The organism is Reyranella sp. GW821-FHT12G01 (assembly GCF_058806575.1).
The window spans coordinates 3,610,199-3,627,012 of record NZ_JBXAPV010000001.1 but is presented as its reverse complement, the minus strand read 5'-3'; the positions used below and the strand labels follow the sequence as shown (position 1 = coordinate 3,627,012).

The 16,814-nt window shown below is 63.6% G+C and carries 15 protein-coding genes; 7 read left to right on the top strand and 8 right to left on the bottom strand.

What is annotated here, in order from left to right; genetic code table 11:
• Window positions 1-63: 63 nt before the first annotated feature.
• Window positions 64-1,350, bottom strand: coding sequence for an SGNH/GDSL hydrolase family protein (locus AC1RP5_RS17545; RefSeq protein ID WP_493112604.1), 1,287 nt, complete (start codon window positions 1,348-1,350; stop codon window positions 64-66).
• The gene (locus AC1RP5_RS17540) at window positions 1,347-1,769 is read right to left on the bottom strand and encodes a DUF1036 domain-containing protein (protein ID WP_493112602.1); all 423 of its coding nucleotides are present in this window, start codon (window positions 1,767-1,769) and stop codon (window positions 1,347-1,349) included. Before AC1RP5_RS17540 ends, AC1RP5_RS17545 begins: the two co-directional genes overlap by 4 nt.
• Before the next feature lie 350 nt (window positions 1,770-2,119).
• Between AC1RP5_RS17540 and AC1RP5_RS17535 the strand changes: the two genes are divergently transcribed.
• Window positions 2,120-3,079, top strand: coding sequence for an OmpA family protein (locus AC1RP5_RS17535; protein WP_493112600.1), 960 nt, complete (start codon window positions 2,120-2,122; stop codon window positions 3,077-3,079).
• Window positions 3,080-3,319: 240 nt separating this feature from the next.
• A complete protein-coding gene (locus AC1RP5_RS17530; RefSeq protein ID WP_493112598.1) occupies window positions 3,320-4,828 on the top strand; it encodes a hypothetical protein in 1,509 nt (502 codons plus the stop codon).
• A gap of 9 nt (window positions 4,829-4,837) precedes the next feature.
• On the opposite strand, the gene AC1RP5_RS17525 is transcribed toward AC1RP5_RS17530, so the two are convergent.
• Together AC1RP5_RS17525 and AC1RP5_RS17520 are read right to left on the bottom strand one after the other, a co-directional pair.
• Window positions 4,838-5,233 (bottom strand): hypothetical protein, encoded by a 396-nt coding sequence (locus AC1RP5_RS17525; protein ID WP_493112597.1) that lies wholly within the window; start codon window positions 5,231-5,233, stop codon window positions 4,838-4,840.
• Between the two features lie 57 nt (window positions 5,234-5,290).
• Window positions 5,291-6,244 carry a DNA topoisomerase IB gene (locus AC1RP5_RS17520; protein ID WP_493112595.1) on the bottom strand — a complete coding sequence of 318 codons (954 nt, stop codon included), beginning with the start codon at window positions 6,242-6,244 and terminating at the stop codon, window positions 5,291-5,293.
• Between the two features lie 188 nt (window positions 6,245-6,432).
• Here AC1RP5_RS17520 and AC1RP5_RS17515 point away from each other — a divergent pair, with 188 nt between their 5' ends.
• Window positions 6,433-7,542 carry an ROK family protein gene (locus tag AC1RP5_RS17515; RefSeq protein ID WP_493112593.1) on the top strand — a complete coding sequence of 370 codons (1,110 nt, stop codon included), beginning with the start codon at window positions 6,433-6,435 and terminating at the stop codon, window positions 7,540-7,542.
• A gap of 31 nt (window positions 7,543-7,573) precedes the next feature.
• On the opposite strand, the gene AC1RP5_RS17510 is transcribed toward AC1RP5_RS17515, so the two are convergent.
• The 3 genes from AC1RP5_RS17510 to AC1RP5_RS17500 form a co-directional block, all read right to left on the bottom strand.
• Entirely contained in the window at window positions 7,574-8,284 is a 711-nt protein-coding gene (locus AC1RP5_RS17510; RefSeq protein WP_493112591.1) for a Crp/Fnr family transcriptional regulator, read from the bottom strand.
• Between the two features lie 159 nt (window positions 8,285-8,443).
• A complete protein-coding gene (locus tag AC1RP5_RS17505) occupies window positions 8,444-8,731 on the bottom strand; it encodes a hypothetical protein (protein WP_493112589.1) in 288 nt (95 codons plus the stop codon).
• Window positions 8,732-8,858: 127 nt separating this feature from the next.
• The gene (locus AC1RP5_RS17500) at window positions 8,859-10,631 is read right to left on the bottom strand and encodes a flavin-containing monooxygenase (protein ID WP_493112587.1); all 1,773 of its coding nucleotides are present in this window, start codon (window positions 10,629-10,631) and stop codon (window positions 8,859-8,861) included.
• 252 nt (window positions 10,632-10,883) lie between these two features.
• Between AC1RP5_RS17500 and AC1RP5_RS17495 the strand changes: the two genes are divergently transcribed.
• The 3 genes from AC1RP5_RS17495 to AC1RP5_RS17485 all read left to right on the top strand — a co-directional run bounded on the left by AC1RP5_RS17495 (window position 10,884) and on the right by AC1RP5_RS17485 (window position 13,899).
• Window positions 10,884-11,408 carry a hypothetical protein gene (locus AC1RP5_RS17495; protein ID WP_493112584.1) on the top strand — a complete coding sequence of 175 codons (525 nt, stop codon included), beginning with the start codon at window positions 10,884-10,886 and terminating at the stop codon, window positions 11,406-11,408.
• 809 nt (window positions 11,409-12,217) lie between these two features.
• Window positions 12,218-13,447, top strand: a complete 1,230-nt coding sequence (locus AC1RP5_RS17490; protein WP_493112583.1) for a hypothetical protein — start codon at window positions 12,218-12,220, stop codon at window positions 13,445-13,447.
• Between the two features lie 215 nt (window positions 13,448-13,662).
• The gene (locus AC1RP5_RS17485; protein WP_493112582.1) at window positions 13,663-13,899 is read left to right on the top strand and encodes a hypothetical protein; all 237 of its coding nucleotides are present in this window, start codon (window positions 13,663-13,665) and stop codon (window positions 13,897-13,899) included.
• An 87-nt stretch (window positions 13,900-13,986) separates the two neighbouring features.
• Here the strand turns inward: AC1RP5_RS17485 and AC1RP5_RS17480 are convergent, their stop codons facing one another.
• Complete coding sequence (locus AC1RP5_RS17480) at window positions 13,987-14,487, bottom strand: hypothetical protein (protein WP_493112581.1); 501 nt, start codon at window positions 14,485-14,487, stop codon at window positions 13,987-13,989.
• 162 nt (window positions 14,488-14,649) lie between these two features.
• Between AC1RP5_RS17480 and AC1RP5_RS17475 the strand changes: the two genes are divergently transcribed.
• Complete coding sequence (locus tag AC1RP5_RS17475) at window positions 14,650-16,707, top strand: sensor histidine kinase (protein WP_493112580.1); 2,058 nt, start codon at window positions 14,650-14,652, stop codon at window positions 16,705-16,707.
• The last annotated feature ends 107 nt before the right edge of the window (window positions 16,708-16,814 follow it).

Genomic DNA, 16,814 nt, shown 5'->3' with positions numbered 1-16,814 from the left:
AAGGCGATTGTCTACGCCGTGTGTGTAGCGGCAGATCACCCGGTCGATATTGCGGCCGCAGCCTTAGCGGGAGGGAGCGGCGGCCCCGCAGGCTCGGCCTACTTCCGGTGCGATGAGTTCGGCGAATTTGCGCGAACCGCTGGCCCGGAAATGTCCGACGTCGCCGAAATCCTCGGGCTGCAACGCGTCCGTCGGCACGTCGATGTAGGTGTCGCCCAGCCGTTCCGCCTCGCGCTTAACGATTCCGTTCAGCCAGGCGATCATGGCGGGGATTTCGGAATCCTTCACGAAGGGCAGCCACCCTTCCATCTGATCGTCCTTCAGGCTGGCCTTGTTCATGAGCTGCCCGATCCAGACCGTCCGGATGCCTCGTCCACGGTTGATGGCGGAAATGGTCGCAACATTGCGGGCGTAGATCTTCTCGAGGGCTGGATCGGGGCCGTGCCCTGAGTCGCCGCGGATCGTTTCGGGCGGCCGCACGGTGTCAAAGGCCAGGATCGCAAGCTTCGCCAGGAAGGAGAGGATCGGGGACACCGATATCGCCGGTCCGTTGATCCGACGCGCGTCGAGCGCATCGATCTGTCCCGGCAAATGGTTCCTGGCATAGGCGGGATCGAGATCGCGGACGTGGGCGTTCCGGAGGTCGTTCCAGCCGATGTAGTAGACGGCGCAGTTCGCGGGCACGCCGAAACTGTCCTGATAGAAAGCCGTCTGGATGACGTGCTCCGACGTCGTGTAGCCGCTGACGCCATGGTTGATGACGGCAAACCGGTCGGGGCCCAGCAAGCGTTCCAACTGCTCGGCCCACGTCTCGCCCTCGCGCGAGAGGATATCCAGCGTCGTCGAACCGCCGATCAGTGCGATCACAGTCTTGGCTCTCAGCTCGTTCGGATCGCGCTCGCGACCCCGGCGTCGCTCCGAATTGACGTAGGCCACTTCGCGGGTGCTGCGGGCGACGGCCGACGGGACCTGGCGGACCTGCAGGAGGGGATGCCAGTCGTAGTGCGGCCTGACGTAATCGCGCGCGAACAGCGTATCGGAAGAGGCGAGGCGCATTTTGTAGAGAAGGGCCGTGCCGAAGCCGAGGCCGATCTCCAGGGTCGCCAGCGACAGCAGCACCATCGTCACCTTCGGCAGGCGGGTGCAAGCGATCGCGAGGAGGAGCAGGACGGCGAGGTAGGTGAAGTACCAGAAGCGCGGCGAGTCGAAATGGAACTCGTCCTTCATCGTCAGTCGCAACGCCACCGCGCCGACGACGATCGCAAGCAGGCAGGCGACCAGGAAGGCGATGGTCCGTTCGAAATGGCGCGGGCGCGACAGACCGATATGGTCGAGAAGGAACGCCTTCATGGCGTGAAGTTATGGGTCCAGCCGTTCTGGCGCCCGACATTGACCGCGTTGAACAGGCGACGCTGGTACTGGCTACCACAGGTGCTGGCGCGGATCGTGAACGCTTGCGGACTGACGCAGACCGGAACGGTCCCTGTCCATTCACGTCCCGACACCTTGTCCTGCGCATAGACCAGATACCGGTCGTATTGCAGGGGGCCGCTCCACAGGAAGGTGCAGGCATTGGGCGGAAGCTTGTACCAGCCCTCCGAGATGACGACGCGGCCGGTGCCGTCGCTCGCGCCGGCCTCCAGTGCCTTCGCGACCTCGATCTCCCGGCCCGTCAGATTGCAGGCCCGAAAGCCCTCCGGGCTCCGCTGTTGGGCCGCGGCGACTCCCGCAAATGCAACCAACACGAAAACCACTGAAACGAACTTCATCCGTCTTCCCGCCCTCACGGACCGATCCTGCGACGTCGCGATGAGGGATGCAACGGTCGTCCTCACACTCTTCCAGCCTCATGAACGAGCTACGCCGCGGTGCCAAAGACACCCTCTAGAGCGCGGCATGTGTGCAGTTTTCAATATAGTTTTATCAAGAAACTATAGTGGGTTTGCGTTCGAAACGCCTCACTGTGGCTGGGGTGCCACAGTGGCGGCAACAAAGAGTCGGGAGTGCCTTACTTTGTGGCAAGGCCGGAAGCGCTCGGGTACATTCACCCCGTTATCGCGACGAATTTTTGCCCCACCCGCCATGGCGACGGGGCTGTGTAAGGTAAGGGAGATATCTGATGAAGAAGGCTCTTCTGGCGGCCGCCGCCATCGTAGCGCTGCCGCTGGCCGCGCAGGCGCAGTCGCCGCAGCCGGGTCTGTACATTGGTGCCGAAGGCGGCATCAACTGGCTGACGAACTTCACGGCGAACACGAACATCCCGGCGTTCCCGACGGTGAGCGTGACCCCGCAGCTCGGCTGGATGGCCGGCGGCGTGATCGGCTACGACTTTGTCGGTCCGCGCGTTGAGTTGGAAGGCATCTATCGCTGGAACCCGACGAACGTCGGCGTCCCGGGCACCGCGGTGAACAACCAGGTCGGTCAGCTCGGCATCATGGCGAACCTGCTGTATGACTTCATGCCGGGTTCGGTCATCACCCCGTACATCGGCGCCGGCGCCGGTCTGGGCCTGGTCGATGGCAACTCGTCGCTGTCGAGCACGGTGTTCGCCTATCAGGGCATCATCGGTCTCGGCTGGAACGCCGACACGAACTTCCGCGTGAACCTGGACGGCCGTTACTACGGCACGTCGAACCCGACCGTGAACGGCGTGGGTTGGACGAACAACAACTTCAGCGTGATGCTGGGCCTGCAGTTCAAGTTCGGCTCGTCGCCGGCTGCTCCGCCGCCGCCGGCTCCGATGGTTGCCCCGCCGTCGTTCATGGTGTTCTTCGACTGGGATCGCTCGAACCTGTCGGCCCAGGCTCTGAACACGATCAAGCAGGCTGCCGCCGCCTTCAAGGCGAAGGGCAATGCCCGCGTGACGGCGACCGGCCACACGGACACCTCGGGCACCGAGGCCTACAACATGGCGCTGTCGCTGCGTCGCGCGAACGCGGTCAAGGATGCGCTGGTGCGTGAAGGCGTGCCGGCGACGGCGATCGCGGTGGTTGGCCGTGGCGAGCAGGGTCTGCTGGTGCAGACCGGCCCGAACGTCCGCGAGCCGCAGAACCGCCGCGTCGAGATCGTCATCCAGTAAGCTGGACGACCCGAGACAAGGAAGAGGCGGCCCTCACGGGCCGCCTTTTTCTTTGCCCGAAGCTGTGGACCGGCTGACCGATCCAGCGACTGCGGCATTGCGTACAGTATCGCGGGACTGGCGGTGCCCGGCCGGCCCCTGTAAGGGCATGGCGCAGGCAGAATTCGTATTTCTGCTGTCTCGATGCGATCAATGGTCTAATTTCCCCTCCGGCACTCGAAGGCGCAGAACCGCTTAGACATGGCTTCGACCCTCGTTTCTCCGATCCGGATCGCTCCGCGCCTCGACTACTCGATGCTGCGCAAGGGCGCGTTCGGCTTCGGGCTGTTCTTCGTCTTCATCTCGCCGACCTCGCCCGATCCGCTGGCGCTCGGCGTCGGCGCCTTCACGCCCTGGCTCATCCTGCGCCTGGTGGGCACGCCGACCATGCCGGCCGCGATCGCCTACTATCTCCTGTCGCAGTGGTTGCAGGTCTTCGCGCGCGCCTTCCTCGCCCTGGTCGACGGCGAGCCGATGGCGCACAGCATCTACGGACCCTGGGTGGCGGATGCCTACTGGTACATGCTCGCCAGCACCGTCACCCTGGCGGCAGCCTGCAAGGTGGTGCTGGGCGGTATCCAGCCGCCGACCGAAGAGGACTGGTCGGCGCATCTCTACTGGCGTCCCGTCGACGTCTTCCTGATCTACCTCGGCTCGAACTTGGTCACCCAGTTCGCCGGCCTCACCTTCGGCGGTGCGCTGTTCCAGTTCTTCGACGCCATCGCTCGTTTCAAGATCATGGCGGCGTTCCTGCTGTTCACGTCGGTCATGTCGGTGTCCCGAGGCTGGACCTTCCTGTTCGCCGTGCTCGGGATCGAGATCCTGTCGGGCATGACCGGCCTGCTGGGCGACTTCCGCGGCGTCTTCGTGTTCCTTGGGACCGCGGCGCTGGCGGCGCAGATCAAGTGGACGGCCCGCACGACCGGGTATGCCACCCTGGCGACCTTCGCCCTCGTGGCGCTCGCGCTCTTCTGGACGTCGGTGAAGGTCGAGTATCGCGACATCGCCACGGGCGGCTCCGAATCGCAGGCCTTCCAGACGTCCCTGGGAGACCGAGCGGGATACATGATGGGCCGCATCGTCGGCGCCGCCGACATCGACTGGAGCCTGGCCTCGAAGGCCCTCCTGGAGCGGCTGGCCTATGTCGACATCACCGGCCTGGTCATCAACGTCGACCTCGCCAGCGCCGAGCAGCCGAAGATGCGTCAATGGGGCGATGCGCTCGCCCACGTCTTCCAGCCGCGCTTCCTGTTCCCCGACAAGCAGGCCCTATCGGACACCGAGGTGTTCATCCGCCTGACCAAGGCCGACGTGATGGAGAACATGCGCGGCGGCACCTCGATCAGCGTCGGTTACATGGCTGAGAACTACGTCGATCTGGGCTTCCCGGGCATGCTCGCCGGCGTCTTTCTGGTCGGCCTGATCGTGGCCCTCGTGATCCGCTTCTTCTTCTCGTTCGACGTCCCATGGATGGTGCGGCAGGGAACGGCCCTGGCGTTCGTCTACTCGATCTGTGCCAGCGGTCTCGAAGTGTCGATGCCCAAGATTCTGGGCAGCTCGTTCACCTTTGCCGTGGCCTATGGCCTGGCAATGAAGTTCGCCTTCCCGGTTGGCCAGAGATGGCTCGAGAATCGCGCGCGCAAGGCGGCTGATCGCGAAGCCACCATGCGCCGGATCAAGAGCCTGTTCCGCGGCGGCGGCCCGATCTAGGGCCGCCTTCTAGCAAGCGCTGGCGGGCGGCGTTGCGAGCAGCATGGCGCGCGTCATCTCGTTGACGATGCTGGGGTGCAGGCGCAGGCCCACCACTTCGCCACCATCGCCCATCAGCGATCCCATCATGCATTCGTCCTGCATGTGAAAGGCGGCCGACGTCACGGTGATCTCGGGGCCCGGGCTCGAGCGGACGGCGTCGTTCAGCCCGTTGCGGCGGCGCGACATCTCGGCCGCTGTCCGCATGAGAGAGGCGATGAAGGCGTTGAAGTCTTCGAAGTTGGCGACACAGCTGATCGCGCGCTCGCGATCGTCGATGAACATCAGCAGGCAATTGTCCCCGTCGGCACTGATGCCGAGGTGAAACTTCTCGAGCGTGCCGGGTGTGGCGGTCGTGTCATCCATGACGGCCTCCTGTGGTTGAAAAGGCAACGTGACGGAAGGGTCGTTGTTCCGGCCGCCTCAGCGATGGCGGGCGACCACCCGGGCGAGCGCCTGCGCGGTGCCTTCGAGGGTGCGGCCGATTTCGGGCGGCAATCCTCCGTCCTCGAATGCGGCGATAACCGCATCGTGCACGTAGCTCTTGCGGCAAACAGTCGGCGTGTTGGTCAGGGTCTCGGCCGCGGCGGCGATGGCGTCGCGCAGCAACGCCTTGCGCGCGCGCTTCGTCTCCGCGGGCGGCGCTGCCGATAGCGCTTTCATCACGCCCGCCGAAGCGACGAGGGTGCGAAAATCCTTGAGGGAGACGCGGACGCCGGAGACCTCGCGCAGGAACGCATTCACGTCGGCCGCACGCACCGCATGGATGGCGCCGTCGGCGCCGCGATATTGGAAGAGGCGGCGACCCGGCAGGCCCATCAGGTCCTGGCAGGTGTTCGCGAGGACACGGTCGCGCACTTCGCGCGCGACCATCTTCGCGCCCTTGCCCCGGAAATGTAGCCGTACGACGACACCGTCGATCTGGATGTTCGACTTCAGCAACGTCGTCGCGCCGCGCGTTCCCCGCTCGCGCGCATAGGAATCGCTGCCGGCCCGCAGGGCCGTCTTCGACACGAGATAGACCACGGCGGCCGCGGCAGCCTGGCTTGCATCGGCGGTTTCCGTCCGCAGGAATCGCCGGACGGCTTTCGTGATCAGGGGCAGCGTCTTTGCGATGTTCTGGAGCCTCTGCGCCTTCAGTCCCTCCCTCACCTGAAGCCAGTCGGGATGGTAGCGATACTGAAGTCTGCCGGCGGCATCCTCGCCGATTGCCTGGAGATGCAGCGCGCGATGCGCGGCGTAACGGACGTTTTCATAGGCCGGTGGCATCGCCAGCGATTTGAGGCGGGCGATCGTATCGGGATCCTTGATGGTCTTCCCGTCGGCATTAATGAAGCGGAAGGACTTTCCGGATCGCTGCCGGCGAAGCACAAGCATCGCCGGCGTCCCGTGCTTTAGCCCATGATCGCGCATCAGTCGTGCTGTCGAGGAAGGACGGGACATGAGGCTGCAACGCCGTCGCAGGCATGACGTTGCGGGCAACCCCCGAGCTTGCCATCCGTTTCACTCCTGGTGCGGCTCTTGTGTCCTGTGCGTCCTGACCGGTCGCCGCGAGGGAGGAAATAGTGGATGGCATCGGCCCTCAAGACGACGTCGTCGGGCAGACGGTGAATATCTCGCCCGTGGCGACGGAGCCGCCGCCCGCCGTGCTCGGCCATGGCGCCCGAACCTTGCCGGCCGTAACGGTCGATACCTACAACGAGGAACTGAGGGACGAAGAAGGGTTCGTTGGCGATCGCGCCAGCGGCCGAGCCTTTCGTGCGATCCTCGACGACTGGCGCGAGCGCGTCTCCTCGTCGCTGGATGAGGATCCGTTCGGCGACACGCCGACCAATCAGATCTCGAAATCGAAGCTCGACAAGGTGCTTGCCGGCACCGACACGGTGGCGGCGGGACTGGTCCACACCGCCATTGAAGAGTTCGCTCACGAGCTCGCCACCGTGGTGCGTCGCTTCCTGCGTCTCGAGGATTGGCGCGGCACCGAGCGCATCGTGATCGGCGGTGGCTTGAGTTCGAGCCATCTCGGCCAGCTCGCAATGGGCCGCGCGCAGGTCCTGCTTGCCGGCGAAAGCATTGCCATCGAGCTGCGCCCGATCGGCAACCATCCCGATGAAGCGGGTCTGATCGGCGCCGTGCAGCTCGCTCCGAGCTGGGTGCTGGCCGGTCATGACGCGATCATCGCCGCCGATATCGGCGGCACCAACCTGCGGGTGGGAATCGTCGAGCTCAGGATGAAGAAGGGCGATGTGTCGAAGGCGGCCGTCTGGAAACTCCAGCATTGGCGCCATCGCGACGACGAGCCGTCACGTGACGAGGCCATCACGCGGCTGGCGGAGATGACCGGCAGCCTGATGGAGCGTGCCGTCGCCGAGAAGCTCAAGCTCGCGCCCTTCATGGGAATCGGTTGCCCCGGCCTGATCGACGAGCATGGGACGATCCTCAATGGCGGACAGAACCTGCCCGGCAACTGGCAGGAAGACGGCTTCAACCTCCTGTCGGCGCTGGCCGGCCGTCTGCCGAGGATCGAGGGCCACGAGCCCGCGATCGTGCTCCACAACGATGCCGTCGTGCAGGGACTGAGCGAAGTCCCTCACATGCAGGATGTCGGTCGCTGGGGTGTCCTGACCATCGGGACGGGACTGGGCAATGCGCGGTTCACCAACCGCGATCGCTGATAGCGCGGCGCGTCGTACCGGTCAGGTTCAGTCAGGGTAGCTCGGCGATGATCCGGTTCGTCTTCTCTCGCAATGCGCCCACGCATTCGCAGGCGCCGCGCTCGAGGCCGGCGCGATCCACGATCGTGATCTTGCCGCGCTGGTAGCGGATCAGGCCCGCCTGCTGGAGACCATAGGCGATCAGGCTGACCGTCGGCCGCCTGACGGCGAGCATCTGCGCCAGGAAATCGTGAGTGAGGCGGATGACATCGTCGTCGATGCGGTCGCGCACCTGGACGATCCACCGACACAGCCGCCTGTCCGCCGTATGCAGGGCGTTGCAGGCCGCGGTCTGCTGCATCTGGGCCAGCGTGAGTTCGCTGCTGAGCAGCGCCATCTTGCGCAGCACCGGGCTTTGCCCGACGGCGGTGCGGAAATCCGCGACCGTCATCCGCCATGCGGTGGCGTCGATCTGGATGATCGCACGCGTCCCGGCGCGATGATTGCCGAGGGCCGAGAGCGATCCCAGGATGGCTTCCCGACCGAGCGTCGCCGTTTCGATGGCAGCGCCGTCCTGCATCATCGCGACCAGCGAGATCATGCCGCTTTCGACGAAGTAGACGTGCTCGATCCGCTGCTCCGGCTCCTGCAGGACCAGACCCTGGGGCAAGCGATGGAAGGCGAGAAAGGGCCGCAACCGGGTTTGTTCGGCGGCGGGCAGAGCGGACAGGAAAAGGTTCTTCGGCTCGAAGACAGACGTCACTGCGTTTGTTTCCTCGTTCGCCGGGACACCGCGGTGACTCTTACGAGCAGCCTGTTGATCGGCCTTGGGAAGAGCATGACTGTACGCAGGTGCGCGTTTGTCGGTCTGTTCCCTAACGAACGCAGATGAGGGGGCAGGTCTCATTGGCATGACATAAACTCAGAAAGGGAGCGCACGGCCGTGCGGCATCCGCCGGCCCAAGCGGTCGCGTTTGACCGCCGCGTCCGTGTCGGAGTTTCGGGCTTTGGTTTCCTCGTCGGTGACGGCGGATTCCGCGTGGCGTCGGCCCAATGGAGTCAAGCGCGGGCCATTGGGGCCGTCATGCAGGAGACCCAGCAATTCGAGGCGCAGCCGGTGCGCCGAGGGCAGCTTCACGGTTTGGCCGACGGAAAGCGCCCTGAGAAGACGTTGCTCCTCTGCGCTGATCCGCACTTGTGCGGTCGGCATGACTCGCGGCTCCTTGAATCCGGTGGTGGAGGGGCATGGCCGGCCCCTTCAGGCACCGGCTGAGCATGCAACGGGACCCCCTAGACCGGGTTCCGGCTCTAAGTTCGCCGGTACCCGCCTGCCGCCGTCAGTGCAGGCCGACCTCTGCTGCCTTGATCTGCAAAGCCAGGTATTTCGAGTACATGCGACACTGGGCGAAGGAACCGCCCTGGAACCACAGCCCCTGTTGGGCGGTGGGGAGCCACATGTTGCGCAGCTCCTGAGTACGGTCGTCGAAGCCCCAGACCGGCCCGACCTTGCGGGCGATGTCGGCCCCAAAGAGCTGGGCCACCAGGTGGTCCTGGCCCTTGTAGCCGGTCGCCAGCACGATCAGGTCGGCGGGCCGTTCATTGCCGTCCTTCATCGTGAAGCCGGTCGGGGTGAAGGAGGCGATGTCGGCGTACTGGATCAGGCCGATCTCGCCCTTCGCGATCAGATCCGACGCGCCCACGTTGAAGTAGTAGCCGCCGCCGCGGCCGCGATACTTGAGCGGCCAGCCCGTGCCGTCCTCGCCGAATTCGAGACGGAAGCCGACACGTTCCAGCGCCTCGAGCAGTGGCGCGTCGTGCGCGCGTGCCTGGTCGGTGAGGATCTTGTGCGCCTGCTTCATGACCCTGAGCGGCACCGAGACATTGATCAGGTCGCGGTCCTCGAGCGTCGGGCCCTTGCCGTAGTAGATGCCGTCGTAGAGCTGGGCACCCGGCTCGACGTTGACGATGAGGGTCGGGCTGCGCTGCACGATGGTGACGTGGGCGCCGTTGCCGTGAAGGTCCTGCGCGATGTCGTGCGCGCTGGTGCCCGTACCGAAGACATAGACGTCGCGTCCCTTCCACTCCGCACCGCTGGCGAACTTGCTCGAATGGACGACCGTGCCCTTGAAGTTCTCCAGGGTCGGGATCTCGGGAATGTTCGGCGTGCCGCTGACGCTGGTCGCCATGATGATGTGGCGCGGATGGAGCGTGCGATGGACGCCGTCGGCCACATCGATGTCGAGCTCGGCCGTCCAGCGCTTCTCGGCCGCATTCCAGGTCGCGCCCCCGAAGCTGGTGCCGGTCCAGAAATCGATCTCCATGGTCTCGACGTACGATTCGAGCCAGTTCGCGATCTTGTCCTTGGGAATGTACTTCGGCCAGGTCTTCGGAAAGGGCAGGTACGGGAAGTGGTTCGAGTGCTTCTGGTTGTGCAGCTTCAGCCCGTGATAGCGCTTGCGCCAGTTGTCGCCGATGCGCGTCATGCGATCGACGACGAGAGCCTCGACGCCTAGCGCCTTGAGTCGCGCCGCCGCGGTGATGCCGGCATGGCCGCCGCCGACGATCAGCACCGCCGGATCGCGATCGGCGTAGCGTGAGGATTCGCGCCGGCGGTCGAGCCAGTTGGGGCCGTGGAAATCGCGTTCGAAGGCCGACTCCTCGGTGCTCTCGATGGTCGTCTCTTCCTCGTAGCCGCGCAGCGTCTCGAGCGACGTCAGCAGAGTCCAGGCCTGCGCGTCGCCGACGCGGCAGTCGCTGCGCTTCAACCGCAGGATGCCGGCGCCGGTGCCGATCTTGGTCTCGAAGGTCACGATCGCCTCGACGCAGGCTTCGCCCGCGCGCTCGACGTCACGCGGCGGATAGCGTTCCGGGTCGATGGCGAAGCCGTGCGCGCCGCTCGTTGCGACGGCCTCGATCAGACGTTGCGCGATCTCGGCGCGATCGCTCACGGTCTCGATCGTGCCGGTGAGCGCGATGATGTCGCGCCAGTCGCCATCGGGGCGGAACAGGGCGCCGACCCGTTCGGCGTCGTGTGCCTGGAGGGCCGCGTTCAGGCCGGCGAGCCAGTCGCCGACGATATGTTTCGCATCACGGTTCAGTTCGACATCCATTCCGTGAGCCTGTCGAATAGAGTTCGCCAACACAACAGGGAAGGGCACGCTCATGGCGCTCTACGAACTGCGCACCTGCACGCTCTACGTCGGCAAGATGGGCGAAGCCGTGAAACTCCTCAACGCCGCGCCCTGAAGTCCGCACCCCTGAAGACGGACAGCGGATTTTCCACTGAAAAGCAGGGCTTTTTTGCGCGGACGGGCATGATCGTGTGAAACTGGTCTTCAGCTCTGGGGAGAGCGGGGGATGGAATGGCGTCGTTGGGCTTCGCGCGGGCGGTTTGCGCCGCGCTGACGGGTCTGGCGTTTGTCGTGGGCGTTGCGACGTCCGCGATGGCGCAGCAATGGGTCCAGGTGAAGGAGAACGGCTTCAAGGTCGAGATGCCGGGAGCGCCCGAGGAATCGGTCCAGGAAGTCACGGTCAACGGCACCGGCGAAGTCGTCGACCAGATCGAACGCAGCGTCACCCTGGGCGCCACCGAGTACTTCTTCTCGCACACGCCTTACCGGAAGATGCCGGCCGATCTGTCGCCGTCGCAGATGCTGCTGAACAGCCGCGATGGCCGGCCGGGCCATCTCCTGTCGGATCGCTCGCTCACCGTCTCCGGCGCCCCGGCGCGCGACTATGTGCACGAGGAGGACGGTTGGATCCTGGCGACCCGCGCCATCTATGCGGGCGACACGCTCTACCAGCTCATCGTGGTGGGGAAGGCCGGCGTCCAGACCGCGCCGGCAACCCGTCGGTTCTTCGATTCCTTCAGCCTGGCGCCGAAATAGACGACGACGGTTCCAACTTGTCGCGACTCTCCACAGAACCATTCCTCCCCCGCAATGTGACGCACACTCGGTCCGAGCTAACTCAAACAAAGTCGCTTATTGATAAATATGCGTTGATGGTGATAGTATAAATATTTCCCGGAAGAATTGTAGATGTGCAACCTTTGTTTCCATCCCGATCGGCGTCTCTCGCGGCGTGGTTTCATGCAAGTCATTGCCGCAGTTGCTGCGGGTGCCGGAGCAATCACTACTTCGCGACCATCTTCTGCACAGATTAGTGCAATCTGTGTTTTTGGAGGAGGCGTGCCGCCTTTCCAGCACTCGATGTTTAGTCCACCCTCGCCAAGAGCAATGAGTGAAGTTCAAAGAGTTCGGCAAGCTATTAATTTAGAGCTTCCTCTGGATGTTGTGCGAATCCCTGTGGGAAATGCAATGGCTTTCAGAGACCAGCAGGGTACTAGAACACACTTTGTTATTGGGTATAATCCTGACTTTCTCAATGCACTCGACTATCAAGGCGGGCCTTATGCCTCTCTCAGTGTGATTGCCCACGAAGTCGGACATCACGCTAATGGTGATACATCGTGGCGGAGCGCTAATAGCCATCCTTGGGAAAGGGAACTAGGTGCCGACTTTGTATCTGGCTTTGCTTTGGCAAGGCTCCGCGCCAGTCCTGATGATGCCTTGCGGGCCACAAGACTTATGTTCGATTTAGTCGGAAGTGAGTCGCATCCTGATTCGCCAAAACGCATGGACGCGATCTATGCGGGCTGGATGAGAGCAGGCGGAACGCCGTGGAATAGATGGCGATGACCAATCCAGCTGACGATGCAAAGTCACTTGAGGATGCTATTTCATCGCTGCGCACAACGACAAGCAGCTGCCTCATTGCTCTGTTAGTTTTGATATTGGCATTCCCAAAGCTGATACAGGTTTCTGACGAAGAGCAGACAATCCCGCATCTCAAGATTTGGGCGGGCCTCGAAAGCATGATGTCCCGTGTCGCTACAGAACAGGGGAAAGTCGGCAGATTTTCCATGCCATGTGTTGGCGCTGCAAATTCTGCACAGTCCTCAGTGCTTCTTACCGATCGCCACTCGGCTTGTTTGCCGGAATGGAAAAGGACCCATGTAGAAGGAATGCCGAACGTAAAATATCGAAACGAGTGCCCCGATGTAATCTTGGATGCTCGGTTACCGGGGGAAGAAATTGGACATCTGCTTTTGCTCTACTCGATCGATGTCGCCCAACTGCCTACTGCGGAGCAGCTTTTAGTTCCTTACTTCGTAGCCTTGGATACAAATTCCAAAGGCTGTATTTCTGGTTCGCACCTGCTTCCTGTGCCGATAGCTCAGTACACTCTGGCAATGATGCGCCAACCTGATTCGCGGCCCACGCCAATTACATTGCCCATCGCAGGCACAATAGATCTATTGCGCAATGTTCAATCCCCGAACGTCCTTCCCATGCCAGGCACGAGTAATTTTGGACACGATGATCGTGTTCTTTGGAGAGCCCAAAAGCGGGAGTTACTGGCTCCTAGGTTCACGCCTGAAGGAAGAGCGAAGCAGTTCGAGGAAATTGACAAGTGGCTTTCTGAACGCCTCGCCAATGCGCCAAAAGTGACAGTTTTTGGTTTAAGCGCTGATTTGCAGCTTTTTGCTTCTGTATTTGGCGCGGTGGTTGTGTTCTTGAGCTTTGCAATGGTTGGGCCTCTTCGCAAACTCGTCGCCTTCAGGGAGATGCCTTCCACGTCTACATGGACCCTGGTCAGTCGCACTGGTGCCGATGCGACTAGTATTTCGATAGAAATTGCTGCTTGTGCTTTCTCGACATTGTTTGCTTTGGCTCCCATAGCACTCGTGCTTCTTCAGGTCTGGTACGGAATTCTCCGGCCTTGGGGGAACATAAATGAGCTAGCAATATTTCTGGCAAACTTGGCCGGGGTGGCGCTTGCATCATTTATATTTGTGCTGGTCGCTTTGGAATTACGCCGTCGGCGACGCTCAAGCGTTCCCATCATCGATGAAACTGGCTAGAGGCTCGCTACTTTCTTGGTTATCTGTTCCTGTAGTGCAGCCTGAATTTTCTTCTGCGCGGCACATAGACTAACAGTTGAGCTAAAGCTCCGCTTCCCTTGCTGATCGTGACTGCGGAGAAGTGAATTACACGGAATACTTGGCCCGTATTTATCGCCGCGCGAGCAATCCTCGGGCACGTTTGGGAAAATGATGTACACTTGTCACCTTCCTAAATGCTGCTGAACAGCCGGGATGGCCGGCCGGGCCATCTCCTGTCGGATCGCTCGCTCACCGTCTCCGGCGCCCCGGCGCGCGACTATGTGCACGAGGAGGACGGTTGGATCCTGGCGACCCGCGCCATCTATGCGGGCGACACGCTCTACCAGCTCATCGTGGTGGGGAAGGCCGGCGTCCAGACCGCGCCGGCAACCCGTCGGTTCTTCGATTCCTTCAGCCTGGCGCCGAAGTAGGGCTGGCAGGTCGGGGTTTTTCCCCGCTCTCCACCGATCCATCCCCCTCTTTGTGAGAGGGGGCGTGCAACCTTTCGCCGGACAGCCTCAGGCGGCCCCGCGGTTGGCGCGATGCAGCCGGATGGTGAGGAGCAAGGCCCGGCCCAGCATGGCGCCGCCGCAGAACATGGCCGTGAGGGCCGCCAGCAGGCGGAAGACCTCCAGTTCCGGCCGGTCGAAGAAGGCGCCCACACACTCCACGCCAACCGCCGCACCGACGACGATGGCGACCCACAGGAGAAGGAGCTTGGAGGCATGGGTGAGGTTCACCTGCGGCCGGTACATGTCGTGCTGGATGCCGATCGTCATGCCGCGAACACTGCCGATCGCGAACCCGGCAGCGATGGCCGACCCGAAGAGCCAGGGCGGTTGATGCTCGGAGAACTGGAGAAGGGAGAGGACGATCCCGACGAAGACGGCGAGGAAGGCAGGGGCAAAAAGACGCCACGTCGAAATATAGCGGCGACGCACCTCGCGTAGAGAAAGGTAGATGCAGCCGCCGGCGGCGGCGACCAGCAGCAAATGGACCAAGGTCAGATTGTGAATCACGCTCTAGACTTACACTGCAATTATTGCAGTTGGCCCACACAGCCAACATGCGTTGGGTAACGCTCTCCGGGATATTCTGTTCCGGAATGGGGCGGTATCGGGGCGGCTGTGTCCCGGCTACAACTGTCGTGGGACAGCATTCTGCGGCGACATCATCGGTATATGGCCTCCCGTCCGGTTCATTTCTCCACAGGCATCTGGCCGGCCGCGATTCACCTCGCGCTCCTGGCCTCGATCATTGCTCTGCCGCTACTGGCCCTGCTGGGCGTGCTGCTCTACCGCACGGTCACCGCCGAACGGCAGCAGATCGAACAGCGGCTGGTGCAGGTGGCGGAAGATCTCGTCGCCGATCTCGATCGCGACATCGACCGGCATTTCACGATCCTCCAGACCCTGATCAGTTCGCGGTCCCTGGCCGGCGAGGATTATGCCGGCTTCCATGCCCGCGCGACGCTCAGCCTGCGGGACAAGGGAGGTGTCGTCCTGATCGATCCGCAGGGGCGGCAACTGGTGAACACCTACCTGCCGTTCGGACATGCGCCTCGTCTGACTGGCAATCCGGAGATGCTGGAGACGATCCGGCGTACGCATCGGCCCGTCGTCTCCAATCTCTTCACCGGCCTCGCCTCGCGCGAAGTCGTGTTCAGCATCGCCATCCCGATCCTCGAGGACGACCAGCTACGCTATGTGCTGAGCCTCAGCCTGCGCCCGTCCGCCTTCCAGCCTCTGCTGGCCGGGCAGGGACTGCCGGCGCAATGGAACACCACGATCTGGGACGGCAACGGGCTGGTGGTCGCGCGATCGCGCGATGACGGACGCATGATCGGGACGAGGGTGCCGTCGCGATTACGCGACGAAGCCCGTGTGCTCCAGGCCTATGAAACGACCAGCCTCGACGGCGTCGACGTGCTGCATGCTTTTGCCCGCAGCCGGTTCTCGGGTTGGGGCGTCGGCGTCAACGCACCGGCCGGGACCATCCAGGGCCAGGTGTTGCGATCGCTCTGGCTATGGGGCGGCACCATCGTGGCCGTGGCCATTCTGGTACTCGGGCTGGCGACGCTGTTCGGTCGGCGGCTCACCCAGCCCCTGGCGGCGGCGACCGCGGCGGCGCGGGCGCTCGGTCGGGAGGAACCATTCGAGGTCCGTCCGTCGCGGGTCGTCGAGATCAATGCGGTGAATGAGGCGCTGAGTGCGGCAAGGGATGAGCTGGCCGCCCGCTCAGGCGCGTTGCGCCGGAGCGAACAGCAACTCCGCTCGGCCGCGGAGGCGGCGCAGTTCGGCGCCCATGAATACGATGTGGCGGCCGATCGCGTGATTCGCTCGCCGCAGCTTCGGCGTATCCTCGGCGCCGGTGAATCCGATGTATCGCCGCCCTTCGAGTCGGGCCTTGCCTTCGTCCATCCCGAGGACCGCGACGAGATTGGCCGGCGGAAGCGGCAGATCCTCGCCGATGCGCAAGGTCCCTATCAGCTCGAATACCGGATTCGCCGCCCCGACGGCGCCGTGCGCTGGGTGATGGACCGGGGACAGGCCGTGGCCGATCCCGCCACCGGCGCGATCGCGCGTGTCGTGGGTGTGCTGCTCGACATCACCGACCTCAAGGAGGCCGAGCAGCGCCAGCGCCTGCTGTTCGACGAGCTGAACCATCGCGTGAAGAACACGCTGGCGATCGTCCAGTCGCTGGCCCAGCAGACGTTGCGCACGCGCAGCGATCCGAAGGAATTCGCCCGCGCCTTCGAGGACCGGCTGGGATCCCTCGCGCGTGCCCACAATCTGCTCACGCGCGAATCGTGGACGGGGGCGTCGCTCCGCGACATCGTCGATGCCGCGATGGCGCCGTTCGCCGATGGCGGCCGCGTCATCGACATTGCCGGCGATCCGGTCGTCATTCCGGCGGGTGCCACCATCACGCTCAGCCTGATGCTCCACGAACTGGCCGCCAACTCCGCCAAGTACGGCGCCCTGGCGGCTGCCGACGGCCGGCTTTCGATCGGCTGGACCATCGGCAGCGACCTTGTTGCGGCGGACGTCGATCTCGTCTGGCAGGAGAGCGGGGGGCCGCCGGTCGTGGCGCCGGCCAGCACCGGTTTCGGGTCGCGGCTGCTGAAGGCGAGTGCGCGGCAGCTCGATGCCCGGCTGGAGATGGATTTCGCCCCGGCGGGCCTGCGCTGCCGGCTGCAGTTCACCGTGCCGCGCGTGGCGGCGGGGCCATCTGCCTAGTTCCCGGGCGATTCCGGCAAGCGAAGCCGAAGTTCCGAAATAGCGCGCTTTTGTGCGTGTTGCCCTCTTGCTGCAGTCGTGGTTTCTTCCGCGCCAGTTCGGGGAGT

Bases quoted from the DNA above. Each gene is read 5' to 3' on its own strand.
- AC1RP5_RS17500 (WP_493112587.1), bottom strand. From the start codon at position 10,631: ATGGATGTCGAACTGAACCGTGATGCGAAACATATCGTCGGCGACTGG.
- AC1RP5_RS17475 (WP_493112580.1), top strand. From the start codon at position 14,650: ATGGCCTCCCGTCCGGTTCATTTCTCCACAGGCATCTGGCCGGCCGCG.
- AC1RP5_RS17490 (WP_493112583.1), top strand. From the start codon at position 12,218: ATGACCAATCCAGCTGACGATGCAAAGTCACTTGAGGATGCTATTTCA.
- AC1RP5_RS17545 (WP_493112604.1), bottom strand. From the start codon at position 1,350: ATGAAGGCGTTCCTTCTCGACCATATCGGTCTGTCGCGCCCGCGCCAT.
- AC1RP5_RS17530 (WP_493112598.1), top strand. From the start codon at position 3,320: ATGGCTTCGACCCTCGTTTCTCCGATCCGGATCGCTCCGCGCCTCGAC.
- AC1RP5_RS17535 (WP_493112600.1), top strand. From the start codon at position 2,120: ATGAAGAAGGCTCTTCTGGCGGCCGCCGCCATCGTAGCGCTGCCGCTG.
- AC1RP5_RS17485 (WP_493112582.1), top strand. From the start codon at position 13,663: ATGCTGCTGAACAGCCGGGATGGCCGGCCGGGCCATCTCCTGTCGGAT.
- AC1RP5_RS17495 (WP_493112584.1), top strand. From the start codon at position 10,884: ATGGCGTCGTTGGGCTTCGCGCGGGCGGTTTGCGCCGCGCTGACGGGT.
- AC1RP5_RS17540 (WP_493112602.1), bottom strand. From the start codon at position 1,769: ATGAAGTTCGTTTCAGTGGTTTTCGTGTTGGTTGCATTTGCGGGAGTC.
- AC1RP5_RS17505 (WP_493112589.1), bottom strand. From the start codon at position 8,731: ATGCCGACCGCACAAGTGCGGATCAGCGCAGAGGAGCAACGTCTTCTC.
- AC1RP5_RS17520 (WP_493112595.1), bottom strand. From the start codon at position 6,244: ATGCTTGTGCTTCGCCGGCAGCGATCCGGAAAGTCCTTCCGCTTCATT.
- AC1RP5_RS17525 (WP_493112597.1), bottom strand. From the start codon at position 5,233: ATGGATGACACGACCGCCACACCCGGCACGCTCGAGAAGTTTCACCTC.